Raw genomic sequence first — 19,098 nt, 5'->3', positions numbered from 1 at the left:
CTTCGGGATCGCCCGTCAACCCGGATTTTTCCCATGCCGCATCCTGCGCGCCCGTCGTTCCGCCTGCCGCTCGCCATCGCCCTGATCCTGGGCACGGCCACTGCCCTGCCCTCCGCCGCCTTCGCGCAGGCGCCCGCCGCGACGGCGACCCAGAGCGCGAAGGCCACGCGCCTCAACGCGATGTACGAGCAGTACTGGGAAGAGCTGCTGCGCGCCAACCCGCTGCAGGCCACCTTCCAGGGCGACAACCGCTACAACGACCAGCTGCCGAACACGCTGTCGGCGCAATACCGCCAGCAGCAGCACGAGTTCAATACGCGCTGGCTGAAGCAGGTGAAGGACGTCGGCAGCGACGGGCTGAGCGGACAGGACCTGCTGAGCTACGAGATCTTCGTGCGCGATCGCGAGGATTCGCTGGAAGCCGAGAAATTCCCGACCTGGCAACAGCCGATCAACCAGTTCTACAACTTCGCCGCGACGTTCGTGCAACTGGGCGCCGGCACCGGCGCGCAGCCGTTCAAGACGGTGAAGGACTACGACAACTGGCTCAAGCGCGCCGCGCAGGCGCCGGTGATCTTCGACCAGGCCATCGCCAATTCGCGCGAGGGCATGAGCAGCGGCGTCGTGCAGCCGCGCGCGCTGATGGTGAAGGTGATCCCGCAGCTCGATGCCCTGATCAAGGACAAGGCCGAGGACACGCTGTTCTGGGGCCCGATCAAGAACTTCCCGGCCGATTTCAGCGACGCCGACAAGCAGCGCCTGACGACGCAGTACAAGCAGCTGATCGAAGGCAAGCTGATGCCGGCCTATCGCGAACTGCGCACGTTCGTGGCCGACGAGTACCTGCCGAAGACGCGCACGACGTCGGGCCTGGACGCACTGCCCGACGGCGCGGCGTGGTACGCCTTCAACGCGCGCAATTCGACGACGACCGACCTGACGCCGGCGCAGATCCACCAGATCGGACTGGATGAGGTGAAGCGCATCCACGGCCAGATCGAGGGCGTGATGAAGCAGGTGGGGTTCAAGGGGTCGATGCAGGACTTCTTCAAGTTCATGCAGAACGACCCGCGCTTCACCTTCGCCGATGAACCGGCGCTGCTCGCGTACTACCGTGGGCTGGAAGACAAGATCAACCAGAAGATCCCCGAACAGTTCTCGCTGATCCCGAAGGCGGCGTTCGAGATCCGTCCGGTCGAGCCGTTCCGCGCGCAGTCCGCCGCGGGCGGTTCGTACATGCGGCCGAGCCAGGACGGCTCGCGTCCGGGCGTGTTCTACGTCAACACCTACGACTTGCCGACGCGCAAGACGTGGGATGTCGAAGACCTGTACCTGCACGAGGCGATCCCGGGCCATCACTTCCAGCTCGCGCTGCAGCAGGAGCTGACGGGCCTGCCGAAGTTCCGCCGCTTCGGCAGCGAGATCGCCTTCAGCGAAGGCTGGGGCCTGTACGCCGAATCGCTCGGCAAGGACCTGGGCGTGTACACCGATCCATACAACTACTTCGGTTACCTGCAGAACGAGCTGTGGCGCGCGATCCGCCTGGTCGTCGATACCGGCCTGCACAGCAAGGGCTGGACGCGCGAACAGGTCATCAAGTACATGCTCGACAACTCCGCCGAGAGCGAAACACAGTCCACCGCCGAGGCCGAACGCTACATGGCGATTCCCGGCCAGGCGCTCGCGTACAAGATGGGCGAGCTGAAGATCAAGCAGGTGCGCGCGAAGGCCGAGAAGGCGTTGGGCGACAAGTTCGACGTGCGCGAGTTCCATGCCGAAGTGCTGAAGGACGGCTCGGTGCCGCTGGAGATCCTGGAGCGCAAGATCGATCGCTGGATCGACGAGAAGCAGGGCTGAGGCCCGCTGAGCTGTTGTAGCCCGGGTAAGCGCAGCGCACCCGGGTCATGCGTGACAGGTTCCCGGGTGCGCTCCGCTTACCCGGGCTACAAACGCCAGCAAAACCGCAATGCGATCTTTGCTCCCGTCGCCCGCCCGCCTTACGCTGCGCTCCGAGCCGCCTGAACCGGCCCGACGCACACCATCCACCAGGAGAACCGCATGAAGCTCCGCCCGTTGTTGCTTGCCCTCTCCGTCTCCGCCGCGGTCGCCGGCTGCTCCAAGCCCGCGCCCGATACCGCCGCGACCGACAAGCCCGCCGCCACGCAGAACGCGCAGTCCCCGCAGGCCCGCGCCGACCAGCTCAACAAGCTCTACACCGAGTTCTGGGAGGCGACGCTCAAGAACAATCCGGTGCTGGCGACCTTCACCGGCGACACGCGCTACAACGCCGAGCTGCCGGACTTCGGTTCGCAGCAGTATCGCGACGAGCAGAAGAAGTTCCTGCAGGACTGGCTCGCCAAGGTGGAAGCCGTCGGCTCCGAAGGCCTCACCGGCCAGGACCTGCTGAACTACGAGATCTTCACCAAGGACGCGAAGGACCAGATCGAATCCTTCCAGTTCCCCGGCTGGATGACCCCGGTCAACCAGATGGACAGCACCGCGAGCCTCGCCGTGCAGTTCGGTTCCGGCAGCGGCGCGCAGCCGTTCAAGACCGTGCAGGACTACGACAACTGGCTCGCCCGCGGCGCGCGCATCCCGGTGCTGTTCGACACCGAGATCGCCAACATGAAGCAGGGCATCGCCGCCGGCGTCGTGCAGCCCAAGGCGCTGATGGAGAAGGTCGTCCCGCAGCTCGACGCGCTGATCAAGGACAAGCCGGAAGACACGCTCTTCTGGGGCCCGATCACCAACTTCCCCAAGGAGTTCAGCGACGCCGACAAGCAGCGCCTGACGGAGGCCTATCGCAAGATGATCGCCGAGCAGCTGATGCCGGCGTACAAGAAGCTGCGCGCCTTCATCCAGGACGAATACCTGCCCAAGACGCGCGACACCTTCGGCCTGGACAAGCTGCCCAACGGCGCCGCGTGGTACGCCTTCAACGCCAAGCAGAGCACCACGACCGACCTCACGCCGGCGCAGATCCACCAGATCGGCCTGGACGAAGTCGCGCGCATCCACGGCGAGATGCAGAAGGTGATGACAGAGGTCGGCTTCAAGGGCTCGCTGCAGGACTTCTTCAAGTACGTGCAGACCGACAAGAAGTTCGAGTTCAAGAGCCAGGACGAGCTGCTGAAGTACTACCGCGGCCTGGAAGCGAAGGTCAACGAGAAGATCCCGACGCAGTTCTCGGTGGTGCCGAAGTCGCCGTTCGAGATCCGCCCGGTGGAGCCGTTCCGCGAGAAGTCCGCGGCCGGTGGCCAGTACTACCCGCCGAGCGAGGACGGCACGCGCCCGGGCATCTTCTACGTCAACACCTACGATCTGCCGTCGCGCAAGATCTGGGACGCGGAAGACCTGTACCTGCATGAAGCGATCCCGGGCCACCACTTCCAGATCGCCACGCAGATCGAGCTGAAGGACCTGCCGGCGTTCCGTCGCTGGAGCATCCAGAGCGCGTTCGCCGAAGGCTGGGGCCTGTACGCCGAATCGCTGGGCAAGGATCTGGGCGTGTACACCGATCCGTATTCCTACTTCGGCTACCTGCAGAACGAGCTGTGGCGCGCGATCCGCCTGGTCACCGATACCGGCCTGCACAGCAAGGGCTGGACGCGCGACCAGGTCATCGCGTACATGAAGGAGAACTCCGCCGTCAGCGACACCACCGCCGTCGCCGAAGCCGAGCGTTACATCGCGTGGCCGGGCCAGGCGCTGGCGTACAAGATCGGCGAGCTGAAGATCAAGGAGCTGCGCGCGAAGGCCGAGAAGGAACTGGGCGCCAAGTTCGACGTGCGCGAGTTCCACAACGAAGTGCTCAAGGACGGCGCCGTGCCGCTGGCCGTGCTGGAGCAGAAGATCGACCGCTGGATCGCGAGCAAGAAGGGCTGATTCGGCGGTTTCGCTTCTCGCGTTCGATTGGAAGGAGGCCGGGCCCTTGGGCTCGGCCTTTTTCTTTGTCGCGGTCGCGAAGGGTTGATGGTGCTCAAGCCGTTCGTGGCCCGCTCGTCGTTACCGCAAGACCAGCGCAGCAGCCCGCCGCCGCCTGGCATGGTATGAACGGCGACCCCGTGGGCTTGTCGCACGGATGAGGGCGACGGCTCGTGCTCTCCGGGCCCGATCAGGTTCACGCCCTGGGCGAGGGTGAGCCCGCCCTGCCCGATTCCTTCCGCAGGCGGCGCCCGTTGTGGTGGAATCGCGTGATTGTTCCGCGCGTGGACACGACGCTTCCGCAGACCTGAACGAGCCTCGCGCCCACGTCGGGCACGGGTTGTGAACCCGCACGTGCCCCTTATATTTCGAGGTTCCTGCGCCTGGCCGCCGCTGCTCCGGGTGCCCCGTCGGACCTGTGATCCGACCTCGCACCCCACGTGACGTCATGCCTGCCCTGCCGCGCTTTCTTACCGTTGCCGCCCTGCTGCTGTCCGCGCCGATCGCAGCGGAAGCCGATCGCCTTCCCGCACCTGCGACGGTGGCCTCGGCGCCGGCGAAGCCCGCGAACCTCCAGCCGGGCGGACGCTGGCTTTCGCGCCTTGCGCCGGCGGCCGATCCGAAGGTGCTCGAGCTGGCCGTGTCGGCGATGCAGTGCGCGCAGGCGAGCGGCGTCGGCACCGACGCGCGCCGCCTCGCCGTCATCGACTACAGCCGTCCGTCGCTGCTGCCGCGGCTGTGGGTGTTCGATCTCGCGGCTGGCCGCCTGCTGTACGAGGAAGTCGTCGCGCACGGCCAGGGGTCGGGCGACAACATGGCGACGCGATTCTCCAACCTCGATGGCAGCCACCAGTCGAGCCTGGGATTGTTCGTTACCGCCGACACGTACACGGGCAAGAACGGTTACTCGCTGCGCATGCGCGGACTGGAGCCCGGGGTGAACGATGCGGCGATGGCGCGCGCCATCGTCATGCACGGCGCACCGTACGTGGATCCCGCCCAGGCACAGCGCATGGGCCGCCTCGGTCGCAGCTGGGGATGCCCGGCGGTACGAAGCGCCGTGGCGCGCCCGATGATCGACCTGCTCAAGGACGGCCAGTTCGTGTTCTCGTATTACCCCGACCAGGCGTGGCTCGCGCGCTCCGCGCTGCTGAACTGCCCTGCTGCGCGCGGGACGCTTGCGCATGCAACGCAGGGGCGCGGCCCTACGTCCGGCTGATTTCGAGCGCCTGGTGATCGGTCACCCGCGGTGACGGATCACCGGGCGCTCGTTTGAAGGCGACGGCTACATCGCCGCATGGACTCCATCAACGCGGCATCGAACAATCACCAGCGCATTGGTTCGCCCGCTCAGCTCGCGGAACGCAGGCTCTGGCGGTTGGCAAGCCACGCGGGATCCTTCTGGCCATGGAGCGTCGAGCTCCACTGGCGACTGGCCTGATCCCACAGCTGCACCAGCGATTGATCGAGTCGCACGCCGGAACGCGCCGCCGCTTCGCAATGACCGCAGGCTTCGCGCGGCGCATTGTTTCGCAATGCAGCGCGCGCAAGCAGCCAGCGCGAACGGACGTCGTTTCCGGCGAGGGCCTCCAGCCGGCGGCATACCGATGCGTCGATCGCACCCGGCCATTGCCCGAGCCGCGCCTGCAACACGCATCGCGCCGCCGCCATCGCGAACACCGGATGCTCCAGCAGGCCCGACGCCATCGCCTCGGCGCGCGCATGTTCCTCGCTGCCCTGTGCTGGCGGCACACACGCAGCGCGATCCAGCAGCAGTTCGGCCGCTTCGATCTGCAATTGCGGCGCATCGCCACGCTCGACGAGCGGCATCAGGCCCGCGATGGCATCCGACAGTGCCGCCGGGCGCGACACCGCATTGGACTGCGCCGCGCGGCGGCGGAGCAGGCGCGCACGGGCGAGCGCCACGTGCGCGTTGCCCGGCAGCATCTCGTCGAGCCGCTTGAGGATGGCCTCGCCTTCATCGAAGCGCGAGCGCGCGGCATCGCCCCGCAAATGTCCGGTTTCCAGCGCGAGCAGTTCGAGCCAGCTCAGCAGAAGCTCCGGCGCGGCGTCGGGGCCGGTCAGCACGTCGCGATAGGTTTCGCGGAACGTGCGCAGGTGGAGCGTACGCGTCGCGCCTTCGGCGAGTTCGGCATGCGCGAGTTCGTTCTCCACCTTCGCCACGTACCAGCCGCGGCGCTCCTGCTCGGTCGCGCCTTCGACGCCGGCTGCGAGGATCGCATCGGCTTCCAGGCGCGCCTTGGAGGCGTCCGTGCTCGACAACAGGTTCGCCTGCGCCTGCAGCACCTGCTGCAACTTCCACGAGGCCGTCGACGCCGGATCGCGTGCGGCCCGCGCCGCATCGCGCAATACATGCACCGCGTCGGACATGCGTTTGGCCCGCGAGGCGGCGGTTTCGTCCGTGGCCGCAAGCGCGCGTTCGAACAACGCATCGCCGAGCGTGGCCGCACGCAGCGGATCGGCTTGCCCGCCGTCCGGCACCGCGCGTCGCAGTGCGGCAACGGCGAGGTCCAGCGTCGCACGCTGCGCGGCGCTGCGTTCGCCGGCGGCCTGCAACAGTCGGCAGCTGCCCGCGCGATACCAGATGTCGGCTTGCGACGGATCGCGTTCGAGCAGGCGTTCCATCGCATCGGCCGCGTTTGCGTACGCCTTCGAGCCGCCATCGGCCCGCGCGATCTGCCACCAGCACAGCGCCGACATCACCCAGACTTCGGTCGGCGGGTGCGAGGAACGCATCGCGTCTTCAAGTTGCGCCAACGCGCCCGCATAGTCGGCGGCATCGACGAGCTTGCGGGCCTCCTCGATCGAATCGCGTCGGCTCGCTTCCGGCTTCGGTGCCGCCTGGACCGGGGCTTCGGTCGGAACGTCGGTAGCGAGTGCCGCGACAGGAGAAGGCTCGCGCCTGGCATCCGGTGTAAGCCCGAGTTCGGCAGGCGCGAACATCGTCGCACCGGTCGATTGCGCGATCTCCGGCGCGGCCATCGTCGGCGCACTTTGCGCAGCGGGCGATTCCGGAGTCGGAAGCGTTTGGTTCGTGCCGGACGGGTCGCGGGTCACGCCCACGCTCCTCGCCTCGCGTTCACCCGTGGCAATCGCCGCGATGGCGGCAATGGCGGCATCGACCGGAAGCGATGCGACGGGTACCTGCGGCGTGGAAGCGACGACAGGAACTTCCGGCGCCGAGATGGCCGGCGGCACGTCGGCCACGAATGCCAGCGCTGCCGTTTCCGCCATTCGCGGTTCGGGCTCCGATTCGGCCGGGAGCGCCAGCGGCACGCCAGGCTCGATCGCTTCCTCGACCGGCGCCGCAATCGCGCTCGGCTCCGCGGCGTGGCTCGCCGGTAACGTCACCGTCGCGGCGAACGAGGCCGGATCGGATGCATGCGAAACCGGCGACGCCATCGTTTGGGCGAACTCCGGCTGGGGAACGAACAGCAGACCGTCAGCCACTTCATCGCCCAGTTCGTACCGGTGCGCGAACCCGCGCTCGGTGGTCACCGGTGCCTCCCACGGCCCGCGGTGCGACTCATGGGTGGGCGCATAGATCTCGTAGGCGGAGAACATGCGGACACGCGGACGCTCGGTCGCCCGCGTGCGCGACGGCGACATCGGCGGTTGCGTTCCGACCGGTTCGGCTCTGTGCGTGTTCATCTTCATGACCCTCTGCGGGCGGCGTTTGCGCCGTCCAACGGTGAAAAGCAGCACGAGCGTGGCCGCGATGCCGATGAGCCACCACTTGGCCCGCTCGTTGATCTCCTGGAGCTTGCGTTCGTCGCGCTGCGCGACCGGCACGATGGACGCCGCGATGGCGCGCTGCGCCGCATCGCCGACCGCGTGCGTGGAGGCGGCACCTGCGGCCGTGGACGGCGGGGAGGCGGACGGCACCGCGATCTGGGCGACCGCCTCTGGGGCGGCGTGAACATCGGTAGCGGTGGCTTCGCCGCCGCCAGCATCGGTCGCCGCGCTCGCAACGATGGTGGCGTCCGGCGCGACGGAAGAACCCGTCGTGGCATCGCCGACGGACGGCTCGCTCGCAATTCCGCTCGCGGGCACGCCGGGCGCAGGCGTCGCATCAACGTCCGCCTTCGCACCGGCGCTCGAGCCGGCGCCGTAGGCATTCGATGAGTCAACGAACCTGGAGCGCAACCCATCGGTGTGATCGGGCAGCGTCGTCGCGCGAGTTGGCGACGCGGTCTGGTCGGGCTCCGATGCGGCGATCAGTTTCGGCGCCGCATCGGCGGCGGACACGCCGGGCAGCGGCATCGGCCATCGCGCGCAGGCGGCCAGCAGCACCGCCGCCGCAGCGGCGAAGCGCCAGCGAAGGGCGCGCAGACGAACGGCGCGCCTTTCGTGCGAGGTAGTGGCCCTGTCCATGCTGCCCGCCCGTGCCGACGCCGCGCGCGCGGTCAGAGCTCGATCAGTCGTTCGAACGCGACTCCACCTTCCTGCGGCGTCGCGATGACGTTCTGGTACACGCGGCCGGGGAAGATGTTGACTGTGTTGCCGACCTGGTTGTTGCGCGAGTAGAGGTACGGCAGGTGCGACCACACGCGGTAACCCAGATCCTTCACGCGACGCACTTCCTCTTCGGCGATGTCCTGGTCGCCCATGCGGAAATACAGGTTGGGACGCAGGCGACGGATCGTGCCGCCAGCGCCTTCGAGCACCGACATCAGCTCGCCGGGGTAATTGATCTTGAGCAGGTGCAGCGCATCGAGGTCGAGTTCGTCCAGCGTGCGCACCGGCACGCGTTCCTTGCGCTCGCTGACGCTTTCCAGGCCCGGCAGCACCGAGCCCAGTTCGACCATCGCGCTGGCGCTGCCCAGCCACATGGGATGCGTGTGCACGTTCTGCAGTCCGTTGAGCGCGACGTTCGCGCACAGCTGCTGCATGACCATGCGGCGCGGTTCGATGACGTGCACCTTGCCGCGATCGCCGACGGCGCGCGCGAACCACAACGCATGCGCGCCGTATTCGCTACCGAATTCGAGGACGTGCTGATCGTCGGCGACGATCTCGCTCAGCTGGTCGAGCTCCTGCTCGATCCACTCGCCGTACTGCGCCAGCGAGCGGGATGCGGGGCAACGACCGGGCACGGAATTCATGACGCCGTAGCGGGTCTTCCACAATTGCGGGACCGCTTCGGCCGGGTTGTGCAGGTTGTTCATGATGATGCGCCTCGATTGAAAGCCACTGGATGACAGAGCCCACAGCCCTGCGTCATGTGTGGAATCTTGGCGGCCGGTCTCGCCGTGCAGAATGAGAACCGTCTGAAAAAACCTCACTTCCCGATGGCGGGAAGCCTTCTCTTCAGGCTAGGCTGGATCCGACCTTGATGAACGGATTCCGCAATGTCCCGCCTCCTGTTGGCACTATCGCTGTCGTTGCTCTGCGGCACCGCGTTGTCCGCGGTTCCCGTATGGGGAGCCCGTCAATCGAGTCCTGCGAATACGCCGTTGGCGCAGCTGAAACCCGGGGAATGGATCTGGGGCGGCGATAGCCGCGAGGGCCCGCTGGCAGTGGTCGTGAGCCTGACCGAGCAACGCGCGGTAGTCTATCGCAACGGTCTGCCCATCGGCGTTACGACCGTCAGCACGGGCAGGAAAGGCTACGAGACGCCGACCGGCGTCTTCACGATCCTGCAGAAGGACAAGGATCACCGGTCGAACAAGTACAACGCCGCGCCCATGCCGTACATGCAGCGGCTGACGTGGGACGGCGTGGCGCTGCACGCGGGCGGATTGCCCGGGTATCCCGAGTCGCACGGGTGCGTGCACCTTCCGTCGGAATTCGCGCGGCTGCTGTTCGATTCGTCGAACATGGGCATGGTCGTGGTGGTCTCGCAGGAAGGTCGTTCGCCACAGGACGTGACGCATCCGGGCGCGCTGATTCCGATCAATCCGACGACCGGTGCCGAAGCGGACATCCCGCCGCTGGAAGCGGGACAGAAATACCGGTGGCGCCCGGAGCTGTCGACCGAAGGCCCCGTGTCGCTCCTGCTCAGCGCCGCGGATGGCGACATCATCGTCTTCCGCAACGGCATCGAGATCGGCCGCTCGCGCGTGCTGATCCGCAACCCGGAACAACCGCTCGGCACGCGCGCGTACATCGTCAAGGACGGTTTCATCGACGGCGACAATCCGCTGTTGCCCGGCACGCGCATGCCGAACTGGAGCACCATCGGCATTCCGGGCAACGGTCCTGATGCCGGACGCCTGCTCGGGCCGGAAACGATCGATCGCGTGGTGATTCCGCACGATTTCGTGGCCGCCGTGCTGCCGCTGCTCACGCCCGGCGTGGTGATGCTGGTCACCGACGCCGGCGTGAATCCCGGAACGACCGGCGGCGCGCCGGTGCAGGTGCTCGATTCGGATCCACCGCAAACCTGATCGACACGGAGCCTCCATGGACACCGCACGCCAATCGCACGATCCCGTCGTCCGCATGCTCGACGCGTATCGCGATGCCGTCTTCGCCAAGGACGTCGACGCCTTCGTTCGCCTGTACGACGCGGACGTGCACGTCTTCGACATGTGGGGCGACTGGTCGCTGCAGGGCGTGGCCGCATGGCGCCGGATGGCCGAAGGCTGGTTCGGATCGCTCGGCGACGAGCGCGTGGTCGTGACGTTCGACGACGTCGGATCGTCCGTCGAGCACGACCTGGCGTGCGGCCATGCGACCGTCACCTACAGCGCGCAGGGAACCGACGGCGCCGTCCTGCGTTCGCTGTCGAACCGGATGACGGTGGTGCTGCGACGACGCGATGGCGAGTGGAAGGTCGTGCACGAACACACGTCGGCGCCCATCGAGCACGAAACGCTCAAGGCACGTTTGCAACGCGCGTGACCGCCTGAAACGACGAAGCCCCGGCATCGGCCGGGGCTTCGCATTCGAACGACGTTGCAGCGCGGATCAGCCGTTCGCGACACCGCTGCGCGAACCGCGGCCCTGGCCACCGCCGCGATGCTGCTTCGGACCGGCGTGCGCGTGGCGCTGCGCCGGCTTGCCGTGCGGACGGTTGGCCGGACGACGCTGTGCCGGCGCCTTCTGGCGCGGATTCGGCAGCGGCGCGTTCATCTGGATCGGGCGGCTCGGTGCGAAGCCTTCGACTTCGACCAGTTCCACCGTCGTCTTCAGCATGTTCTGCACCTGGCGCAGCAGGCCGCCCTCTTCCGGCGCGACCAGCGACAGCGCTTCGCCGCTGGCGCCGTTACGGCCCGTGCGGCCGATGCGGTGCACGTAGTCCTCGGCGACCATCGGCAGCTCGAAGTTGATCACCAGCGGCAGGTTCGGGATGTCCAGACCGCGCGCGGCGACGTCGGTGGCGACCAGCACGCGCGCCTTGCCGGCCTTGAACGCGTTGAGCGCCTTCTGGCGCTGCGCCTGGCTCTTGTTGCCATGGATCGCGACGGCCGCGAGGCCGGCTTCTTCCAGCTGTTCGGCGAGGCGGTTGCAGCCGTGCTTGGTACGGCCGAACACGATCGCCTGATCGGTGTGGCGCGAGCTCAGCACGCTCACCAGCAGGTCGCGCTTGCGGCCGGCATCGACCACGTGCACGCGGTGGCTGATGGTCTGGGCGATGGTGTTCTGCGCGGCCACCTGCACCTGCTTGGGCGTGCGCATGAACTCCACGGCAAGCGCCTTGAGCTGCGCTTCGAACGTGGCCGAGAACATCATCGTCTGGCGCTCGCGCGGCAGCTTGCCGAGGATGCGCTTCATCGCCGGCAGGAAGCCCATGTCGAGCATGCGGTCGGCTTCGTCCAGCACCAGCAGCTCGACCGAATCGAGCTTGGCGGTGCCGCGATCGAGGTGGTCGATCAGGCGACCCGGCGTGGCGACGAGCACGTCCATGCCACGGCGGAACATCTCGACCTGCGGGCCCATACCGGCGCCGCCGAAGATCACGCTGACGTTCATGCGCAGGTGCTTGGCGTAGCTGCGCAGGTTGTCGGCGACCTGCACGGCGAGTTCGCGCGTGGGGACCAGCACGAGCGCGCGCGGACGACGGTAGCCGTTCGGTGCGGTCTGCTTGGACAGGCGATGCAGCAGCGGCAGGCCGAACGCGGCCGTCTTGCCGGTGCCGGTCTGGGCGCCGCCCAGCAGGTCGTGGCCGGCCAGCGCCAGCGGGATGGCCTGCTCCTGGATCGGGGTCGGGGTGGTGTAGTTCTGCTCCGCCAGGGCGCGCAGCAGCGCGGGCGAAAGCCCGAGAGTTTCGAACGTCATGCGGGTGTTGCTCCTTGTCGCGCGCCATCGCGTCGCACCGTCCCATGGGACGGCGACGAACATTACGTCGCGTGATGGCCCCGGCGTTCCCTCGAACCGCGCCGGCGGCGATCTGATTGGACGGCGACCGGACGATCCGGGCCGTGTCTGCGCTACGAAAGACGTGCGGGATAGAAGCCGTTTGCTCGGACCGCGATGCGGGCCACGGCGGGCATACCTGGGAAACGTACCCTTGCGGGGAGGCAGCCGTGCGCTGAACGGGGCGGACTCTACGCGAAAGCGGCCTGCCTTGCCACCCGTGTAGGCTTCATCGGTCCATGCGGTTCATGTGATTGGGGAAACAGATGGCGGAAGTCGGTTCGACCGATCTGGTCAAGGTGGTGGCGTTGCTCGGCGCGGCCGTGGTGGCGGTGCCGGTGTTCAGGCGCCTGGGGCTGGGTTCGGTGCTCGGGTACCTGGCCGCGGGGCTGGCGATCGGGCCGTTCGGGCTGGGCTGGTTCTCCGACCCGCAGGCGATCCTGCACGTCGCCGAGCTGGGCGTGGTGATGTTCCTGTTCGTCATCGGCCTGGAAATGCGGCCCTCGCACCTGTGGAGCCTGCGTCGCCAGATCTTCGGCCTGGGCACGCTGCAGATCGCCGCCTGCACCGCCGCGCTCACCGGCGTCGGCCTGCTGTTCGGCTACGCGCCGGTCGTCGCATTCATCGGTGCGATGGGCTTCGTGCTGACGTCCACCGCCATCGTCATGCAGCTGCTGGCCGAACGCGGCGACATCGCCCTGCCCCACGGGCAGAAGATCGTCTCGGTGCTGCTGTTCGAAGACCTGCTGATCGTGCCGCTGCTGGTGCTGGTGGCTCTGCTCGCGCCGGGCGAGCCCAGCAGCGATGCATCGCGCTGGACCTCGATAGGCATCGCCGCCGGCGTGCTCGTGGCGCTGGTCGCGGCCGGTATCTGGCTGCTCAATCCGCTCTTCCGGCTGCTCGCCGCCGCGCGGGCGCGCGAAGTGATGACGGCGGCCGCGCTGCTGGTGGTGCTGGGCTCGGCGCTGCTGATGCAGCTGGGCGGGCTGTCGATGGCGATGGGCGCGTTCCTCGCCGGCGTGCTGCTGTCGGAGTCCACCTTCCGCCATCAGCTCGAAGCCGACGTAGAACCCTTCCGCGGCCTGCTGCTCGGCCTGTTCTTCCTCGGCGTCGGCATGGCGCTGGACCTGTCGGTGGTCAGCCAGAACTGGATGCCGATCCTCGGCGCGGTGCTGGCGATGATGCTGGTCAAGGCGCTGTGCATCTACGCCGTCGCGCGACTGACCGAGTCGAGCCACCACGAAGCGCTCGATCGCGCCACGTTGATGGCCCAGGGCGGCGAGTTCGCCTTCGTGCTCTATTCGACGGCCGCCGCGAGCGGCGTGATCGCCGCCGCGCAGAACGCCAACCTCACCGCGATCGTCGTGCTGTCGATGGCCCTGACGCCGCTGGTCGTGCTCGCGGCGCGGCCGTGGCTGAAGCAAAAGGAAGAGAAGATCGACGATCTCGACATCGCCGAAGGCCTGTCCGGCAGTGTGCTGATGATCGGCTTCGGCCGCTTCGGCCAGGTCGTCAGCCAGTCGCTGCTTGCGCGCGGCGTGGACGTCACCATCATCGACACCGACGTCGAGATGATCCGCAGCGCCGGCACGTTCGGCTTCAAGATCTACTACGGCGATGGCACGCGCCTGGACGTGCTGCGCGCATCCGGCGCCGACAAGGCGCAGGTCATCGCGGTGTGCGTCGACAAGAAGGACGCCGCCAACCGCATCGTCGAACTGGCCAAGGCCGAGTTCTCGCAGGCGAAGCTGCTCGTGCGCTCGTTCGATCGCGAGCATTCGCTGGAGCTGATCAACGCCGGCGTCGACGTGCAGGTGCGCGAGACGTTCGAGTCGGCGATCCGCTTTGGCCACCACGCGCTGTGCCAGCTCGGCGTGCCGAAGGACGAGGCGCTGGAGATCGTCGACGAGGTTCGCCGCCGCGACGCCGAACGCGTGCAGCTGGAGCTGGCCGAAGGCGTCATGGCCGGTACGCGCCTGATGATCGGCAACGTTGCACTGGGCCCGACGCCGACGCCGTTCACCAAGCCGCGTACGGCGGCCACGCCGCTCACTGCGGAAACCGCGGAAGCGGCACAGGGCCGCAACGAGTGATGCGGAACGGCGAGCGGTGAGCGGCAGCAGCGGGCGAGCGCCCACGCGCTCCGCTCGCGTCTAGACGTCGAGCACCACGCCGGGCCGCGCCAGCGTGGCCTGCACGCCGTACGTGTCACCGATTTCGCCGGCGAGCGCCTCTCGTGCGCGATCCTCGCCGTGCACCAGCGCGAGCGGCGGATGCGCGGCGCCGCCGCTGCCGGCGATCGCGCCATACCACGCCATCAGACCGCGCTGGTCGGTGTGCGCCGACAGGCCGCCGACCGTGTGCCGCTGCGCGTTCACGCGCACGTCGTGGCCGTGGATGCGCACCCAGCGCGCGCCATCGACGAGGCGCCGGCCGAGCGTGCCTTCGGCCTGGTAGCCCACGAACACCACGTGCGTCTGGCGGCGATCGAGTCGATGGCGGAAGTGATGCAGGATGCGCCCCGCGTTCGCCATGCCCGATCCGGCGATGACGATCGCCCCGCGTTCGATGCGATTGATCGCCACCGACTCCTCGCGCGTCTGCGTGAAATGCAGGTTCGGCAGGCGGAACGGATTGGGCTTCTCGCGCCACACGCGCTGGGCGTCCTCGTCGAACAGTTCGGCGTGGCGGTCGTAGACGGACACCACCTTCGCCGCCATCGGGCTGTCGAGGAAGATCTGCCAGCGCGACAGCTTCCACTCGTCCCAATGGCGCGCGAACCAATACAGCAGTTCCTGGCTGCGGCCGACGGCGAAGGCCGGAATCAGCACGTTTCCGCCTTCGTCCCATGCGGCGTTGAGGATGTCGCCGAGCTCGCGGATCGTCTCCGCGCGATCGCGGTGCAACCGGTCGCCGTAGGTCGATTCCATCATCACCAGGTCCGCGCGGTCGATGTCCGCCGGATCGCGCAGGATCGGCGTGCCCTTCGGCCCCAGGTCGCCGGAGAACACGAGCTTTTTTCCGTCCGCCCACAACTCCACGCTCGACGAACCAAGGATGTGCCCTGCCTCGCGGAAGGCGATGTCCACGCCCGGAAGGATCGTCGTTCGCGTGTCGTACGGAAGCGGACGGACCCGTTCCATCGCAGCCGTCACGTCCTCGCGCGTGAACAACGGCCGCGCTTCGGGTTCGCCGGCGCGGCGATAGCGGTTGTGGCGTTCGGCGTCGCCTTCGGAAATCGACGCCGCATCCATCAGCATGATCGGCATCAGCTCCGCGGTAGCCTGCTGCGCGTGGATCGGCCCACGATATCCGCGCTGCACCAGCAACGGAATGCGGCCGATGTGGTCGATGTGCGCGTGGCTGACAACGAGCGCATCGATCGCGGCGGGTTCGAATCCAAACGCTTCGGCGTTGCGCCGTTCCGCTTCGGGACTGCCCTGGATCATGCCGCAGTCGAGCAGCACGCGCTGCCCGGCCGCTTCGACTTCATGCAGCGAACCGGTGACCTCGCCGGCCGCTCCGTGGAAATGGACGCGCATGGGATTCCTCCTCGTGCGCGCACGCTAGCACGGAGCGTGTCCGGCGTTGCGTCAGCGCGGCGGCGGCACGATGCGCTCCTCGCGCACCACCGTGCCGTCGGCGCGAACGTCGCGATACACGACGCTTTCGGCCGGACGCGCGTAATCGCGCGGCGTATCGCGCCACGCGGCGAGCAGATCGACGTTCTGCTTCTCGATGACTTCCAGGCTGCGTGCGATGCGACGCAGCAGGCCCTTGATGCCGAACACGGCGAACGGCACGAGGATCCACAGGACCGCCAGGATCAGGCCGAAGATGAAAATGCAGAGAAAGAGGAACGAATTGGCGCCGTACGCGGCGGTGGCAACCGTGCTGTCCATCGTGCGCTCCGTGAGTGGGTGACGGCCGAAGTCTTCGCGAGGCAACGTGATTCCGACGTGGAGCTTGCCGTGAGTCGCGCGTGACGACCGCCTCAGCCGCGCAGGTTGGTGAAGCTCGCGTTGCCCAGGCCCGTGCCGATGGTAAGCACGCCCCATCGCGTCGCCGCGCGCATGCGCGGCCGCTCGCTCAAGCCCTGAACGACGGCATCGTTGTGCATCGCGACGACCGGCGCGCGGCCGCCGATGCGGTCCAGGCGCCGCGTGAGCTCGCGCGGAAGATCGAACGGCGCTTCCCAGTCGCCCGGCAGGTTCTGCGCGCCCTGCGGAATGCGGCCGTCCGGCTCGATCTGGCCCGGGCACGCGATGCCGACGAACGGCGCAAGCCGCAGCCCGATCGTGCGCGAGAACGCGGACAGACCGTTGAGCATCGCCGCCAGGCGCGCGATGGCTTCGCCGCGATCGGGATCGTCGTCGGCGTGGCGCCATTGCATGCTTTCGATCACGCGCGCCTTCGCGCCGTCGGCCGACCGGTCCAGCCGCGGCTCGACGATGCCGCAGCGGATGTTGGTGCCGCCCACGTCCACGGCGAGGAACGCGTCGGAGCGCCGGAAGCGCGCCGGCAGCAACTGCGTCCAGCCGATCAGTCCGCCCTCGTCGGGATCGTGCGAAAGCACGCAGAGCGACACGCCGCTGCGCGCGCCACGCAACATGCGTTGCGCGCGCCGGATGGCGAGCTTGCCGAACTGGCCTTCCGGCATGCCGCCGCCGATCACGATGCGCTTCACCTCGCTCCACGACGGCTGCGCGCGGAAACACTGCACGACATGCACGAGCCGGCGCGCGTACTCCTCGATCGCCAGGTGCGTCACGTGCGAGGCATCGGCATCGCCGCCGAGCAGCACCAGGTCGATGTCCTTCTTCGACAGCTCGTCGCTGCGCGTGCGACCGAACGGGTCCTTGCCGGTCGCGTGCATTTTGCGCACGGTGTCGAGCACCTCGCGGAACGCCGTCTGGCTCGCGCGATCGCCGAGAAAGCCCTCGCCATCGGGATCGGGGATCGCGAGGTTGTAGCTGTCGATCGTCAGCCCCGGAAGGCGCGAAACGCCGTGCGGGCCGCCGGTCTTCGTGCGGCGGGTTGCGGGACGTTTGCGAGCGGGTTGGTCGGCCATGCGCCATCTTCCGGCGCGCGACAGTTAGGGCGCGTCAAAGCAGGTGCCTTATTCGACCGCCGCAAGCGCCTGCCGTATCTCTTCCGCATTCGAAGGCCGGACGACACGGGCGACCTCCTCGCCATCGCGCAGCACGACCAGCGTGGGCCAAAGCTTGATGCGATACGAGCGACCGAGCGGACGGCCGGGGCCGTCCTCGACCTTCACGTGGCGCACGTCGTCGCGCGGCGACAGCACGGCTTCGATCGCCGCCTGCGCGCCGGTGCAGAAGCCGCACCAGTTCGTGCCGAACTCGAGCACCGACGTGCCCGCCCATGCGTCGACCTCGGCGCGGGCGGGCTCGTCGGCGGTGTAGGTGCGCACGTATGCCATCGCGTCAAAGCAAACCGGAGGAGACGTTACTTCGCCGTGACGCCGCGCGTGTCGTCGGCAAGCGGACGCACGTACTGCACGAGGCTCACCAGCAGCTTGCCCGGCTCCTCCCACGGCACCATGTGCGAGGCGTGCTCGAACCACACGCCCTGCTTGTAGGGCGCCTTCACCTGCTTGAGCCACGCATCGGTCGGTTCGGATGGCGTGGTGTAGTCGTGGCGGCCCATGAACATCAGCACGGGGATCGGGAATTCGCGCACGCCCGACATGTCGACCTGCAGGAACTCCGGCAGGATCCTTCCGAGCGTGAACACGTTGCCGCCATCGACCGCGCAACGTTCGGCATCGGTGTATTCCGGCGACAGCAGTGGCGCGCGGTGGAAGTACATGGATTCGTCGCGATAGGCGGTGAGGCCGCCGTAGTACTGCGCCCACTTGCGCGCGGCGATGATGCGTTCGCGCGTGATCGGCGTGTTGCCCGGATACGGCGCGATGGCTTCCATCTCGCGCACCGCCTCGGCGTTGCCCTTCGCCTTTGCCGTCGCCATCGCGAAATCGAAGCTGATGCGTTCGTTCTCGCGCACGTTGATGACCTGGCCGATGCCGATGTACGCGTGGAAGAGGTCCGGCCGCTTCAGCGCCGCCTGCATCGAGATGATCGTGCCCCAGCTGTGGCCCATCAGGATCAGCTTGCGTTTGCCGTAACGCGCGCGCACATCTTCAGCCATCGCGACGACGTCGTCGACGAAGTTCGGGATGTGGATGGTATCGGCGACCTTGGCTTCGTCGTTGGCGACGAAGGTCTTGCCCGCGCCGCGCTGGTCGTACGTCACCATCGTGAAGTACTCCTCCAGCGGACGCTGGAACTGCCACAGCGTCGGCGTCAGCGGCGACGCCGGGCCGCCGTGCACGAACAGGATGATCGGGTTGTCGCGATCCTGGCCGCGCACGCTGACCCACTGGTCGATGCCGTTGATGCGGGTCTTGTAGGACGCCTGCACGCCGTTGGGCGTTTCGATGCGGCCAAGGTCGGCGATGATCTTGCGCGCCGGCTCGTAGGCGGCGGTGTCCTTGCAGGCCTGCGCATGCGCGGCGAAGGCGCCCGCGGCCAGCGCGCAGGCGACGAGAAAACGCACGATCGGCAGTCGTTTCATGAATATCCCCCTTACGGATCGGCGGAGCTTGGCAAGCGCCCTCGCCTTGCTACAAGGGATACGTTCAGCGCGCGTGCGGTTGCGGGGTACGTTCGCGCGCGCCAAACCCACGCAGACGCCGCTCGCGAACGGCGACTTTGCCGGACCGGGCGGTCCACCCGTCCGGGCGGCCAACCGGGGGTTCCGGGCGGCCGCGTCAACGTGACCTTCGACACCCTCGACTTGGGACAATCGGGTCTAATGTCGCCCGATGCC

At 67.8% G+C, this 19,098-nt stretch carries 14 protein-coding genes; 6 read left to right on the top strand and 8 right to left on the bottom strand.

Features of this window, described 5'->3' with window-relative positions:
* Positions 1-33: 33 nt before the first annotated feature.
* The 3 genes from LA521A_RS05645 to LA521A_RS05635 all read left to right on the top strand — a co-directional run bounded on the left by LA521A_RS05645 (position 34) and on the right by LA521A_RS05635 (position 5,143).
* Positions 34-1,857: a DUF885 domain-containing protein gene (locus LA521A_RS05645; protein WP_281781352.1), complete on the top strand. Its 1,824-nt coding sequence runs from the start codon at positions 34-36 to the stop codon at positions 1,855-1,857.
* Between the two features lie 201 nt (positions 1,858-2,058).
* Positions 2,059-3,885: a DUF885 domain-containing protein gene (locus LA521A_RS05640; protein WP_281781351.1), complete on the top strand. Its 1,827-nt coding sequence runs from the start codon at positions 2,059-2,061 to the stop codon at positions 3,883-3,885.
* Positions 3,886-4,372: 487 nt separating this feature from the next.
* Entirely contained in the window at positions 4,373-5,143 is a 771-nt protein-coding gene (locus LA521A_RS05635) for a murein L,D-transpeptidase catalytic domain family protein (protein ID WP_281781350.1), read from the top strand.
* Positions 5,144-5,274: 131 nt separating this feature from the next.
* Here LA521A_RS05635 and LA521A_RS05630 read toward each other — a convergent pair whose 3' ends face one another.
* The gene (locus LA521A_RS05630; RefSeq protein ID WP_281781349.1) at positions 5,275-8,319 is read right to left on the bottom strand and encodes a hypothetical protein; all 3,045 of its coding nucleotides are present in this window, start codon (positions 8,317-8,319) and stop codon (positions 5,275-5,277) included.
* A 32-nt stretch (positions 8,320-8,351) separates the two neighbouring features.
* Entirely contained in the window at positions 8,352-9,113 is a 762-nt protein-coding gene (locus LA521A_RS05625) for an FkbM family methyltransferase (RefSeq protein ID WP_281781348.1), read from the bottom strand.
* A gap of 183 nt (positions 9,114-9,296) precedes the next feature.
* Here LA521A_RS05625 and LA521A_RS05620 point away from each other — a divergent pair, with 183 nt between their 5' ends.
* On the top strand, positions 9,297-10,334 hold the full coding sequence (locus tag LA521A_RS05620) for a L,D-transpeptidase (protein ID WP_281781347.1): 1,038 nt from the start codon (positions 9,297-9,299) through the stop codon (positions 10,332-10,334).
* A 16-nt stretch (positions 10,335-10,350) separates the two neighbouring features.
* Complete coding sequence (locus LA521A_RS05615; protein ID WP_281781346.1) at positions 10,351-10,791, top strand: YybH family protein; 441 nt, start codon at positions 10,351-10,353, stop codon at positions 10,789-10,791.
* 66 nt (positions 10,792-10,857) lie between these two features.
* On the opposite strand, the gene LA521A_RS05610 is transcribed toward LA521A_RS05615, so the two are convergent.
* The gene (locus tag LA521A_RS05610; RefSeq protein WP_281781345.1) at positions 10,858-12,168 is read right to left on the bottom strand and encodes a DEAD/DEAH box helicase; all 1,311 of its coding nucleotides are present in this window, start codon (positions 12,166-12,168) and stop codon (positions 10,858-10,860) included.
* A 344-nt stretch (positions 12,169-12,512) separates the two neighbouring features.
* Between LA521A_RS05610 and LA521A_RS05605 the strand changes: the two genes are divergently transcribed.
* Complete coding sequence (locus LA521A_RS05605) at positions 12,513-14,339, top strand: monovalent cation:proton antiporter-2 (CPA2) family protein (RefSeq protein ID WP_281781344.1); 1,827 nt, start codon at positions 12,513-12,515, stop codon at positions 14,337-14,339.
* Positions 14,340-14,399: 60 nt separating this feature from the next.
* Here the strand turns inward: LA521A_RS05605 and LA521A_RS05600 are convergent, their stop codons facing one another.
* The 5 genes from LA521A_RS05600 to LA521A_RS05580 all read right to left on the bottom strand — a co-directional run bounded on the left by LA521A_RS05600 (position 14,400) and on the right by LA521A_RS05580 (position 18,843).
* Positions 14,400-15,788: an MBL fold metallo-hydrolase gene (locus tag LA521A_RS05600; RefSeq protein WP_281781343.1), complete on the bottom strand. Its 1,389-nt coding sequence runs from the start codon at positions 15,786-15,788 to the stop codon at positions 14,400-14,402.
* Between the two features lie 51 nt (positions 15,789-15,839).
* Positions 15,840-16,148: a hypothetical protein gene (locus LA521A_RS05595; protein ID WP_281781342.1), complete on the bottom strand. Its 309-nt coding sequence runs from the start codon at positions 16,146-16,148 to the stop codon at positions 15,840-15,842.
* Between the two features lie 92 nt (positions 16,149-16,240).
* Entirely contained in the window at positions 16,241-17,317 is a 1,077-nt protein-coding gene (locus LA521A_RS05590) for an ROK family protein (protein WP_281781341.1), read from the bottom strand.
* Between the two features lie 48 nt (positions 17,318-17,365).
* Positions 17,366-17,689, bottom strand: a complete 324-nt coding sequence (locus LA521A_RS05585; RefSeq protein WP_281781340.1) for a thioredoxin family protein — start codon at positions 17,687-17,689, stop codon at positions 17,366-17,368.
* Positions 17,690-17,715: 26 nt separating this feature from the next.
* Positions 17,716-18,843 (bottom strand): alpha/beta fold hydrolase, encoded by a 1,128-nt coding sequence (locus tag LA521A_RS05580; protein ID WP_281781339.1) that lies wholly within the window; start codon positions 18,841-18,843, stop codon positions 17,716-17,718.
* Positions 18,844-19,098 lie beyond the last annotated feature (255 nt).

This window comes from Lysobacter auxotrophicus, from assembly GCF_027924565.1.
GTDB lineage: Bacteria > Pseudomonadota > Gammaproteobacteria > Xanthomonadales > Xanthomonadaceae > Lysobacter_J > Lysobacter_J auxotrophicus.
Note: the sequence above shows the minus strand (reverse complement) of the source record. Positions and strands in the feature narration are given on the sequence as shown.

Excerpts from the sequence above, each read along its gene's own strand:
- LA521A_RS05630 (WP_281781349.1), bottom strand. The coding sequence starts at position 8,319 with ATGGACAGGGCCACTACCTCGCACGAAAGGCGCGCCGTTCGTCTGCGC.
- LA521A_RS05625 (WP_281781348.1), bottom strand. The coding sequence starts at position 9,113 with ATGAACAACCTGCACAACCCGGCCGAAGCGGTCCCGCAATTGTGGAAG.
- LA521A_RS05610 (WP_281781345.1), bottom strand. The coding sequence starts at position 12,168 with ATGACGTTCGAAACTCTCGGGCTTTCGCCCGCGCTGCTGCGCGCCCTG.
- LA521A_RS05590 (WP_281781341.1), bottom strand. The coding sequence starts at position 17,317 with ATGGCCGACCAACCCGCTCGCAAACGTCCCGCAACCCGCCGCACGAAG.
- LA521A_RS05620 (WP_281781347.1), top strand. The coding sequence starts at position 9,297 with ATGTCCCGCCTCCTGTTGGCACTATCGCTGTCGTTGCTCTGCGGCACC.
- LA521A_RS05635 (WP_281781350.1), top strand. The coding sequence starts at position 4,373 with ATGCCTGCCCTGCCGCGCTTTCTTACCGTTGCCGCCCTGCTGCTGTCC.
- LA521A_RS05600 (WP_281781343.1), bottom strand. The coding sequence starts at position 15,788 with ATGCGCGTCCATTTCCACGGAGCGGCCGGCGAGGTCACCGGTTCGCTG.
- LA521A_RS05585 (WP_281781340.1), bottom strand. The coding sequence starts at position 17,689 with ATGGCATACGTGCGCACCTACACCGCCGACGAGCCCGCCCGCGCCGAG.
- LA521A_RS05640 (WP_281781351.1), top strand. The coding sequence starts at position 2,059 with ATGAAGCTCCGCCCGTTGTTGCTTGCCCTCTCCGTCTCCGCCGCGGTC.
- LA521A_RS05615 (WP_281781346.1), top strand. The coding sequence starts at position 10,351 with ATGGACACCGCACGCCAATCGCACGATCCCGTCGTCCGCATGCTCGAC.
- LA521A_RS05580 (WP_281781339.1), bottom strand. The coding sequence starts at position 18,843 with ATGAAACGACTGCCGATCGTGCGTTTTCTCGTCGCCTGCGCGCTGGCC.
- LA521A_RS05645 (WP_281781352.1), top strand. The coding sequence starts at position 34 with ATGCCGCATCCTGCGCGCCCGTCGTTCCGCCTGCCGCTCGCCATCGCC.
- LA521A_RS05605 (WP_281781344.1), top strand. The coding sequence starts at position 12,513 with ATGGCGGAAGTCGGTTCGACCGATCTGGTCAAGGTGGTGGCGTTGCTC.
- LA521A_RS05595 (WP_281781342.1), bottom strand. The coding sequence starts at position 16,148 with ATGGACAGCACGGTTGCCACCGCCGCGTACGGCGCCAATTCGTTCCTC.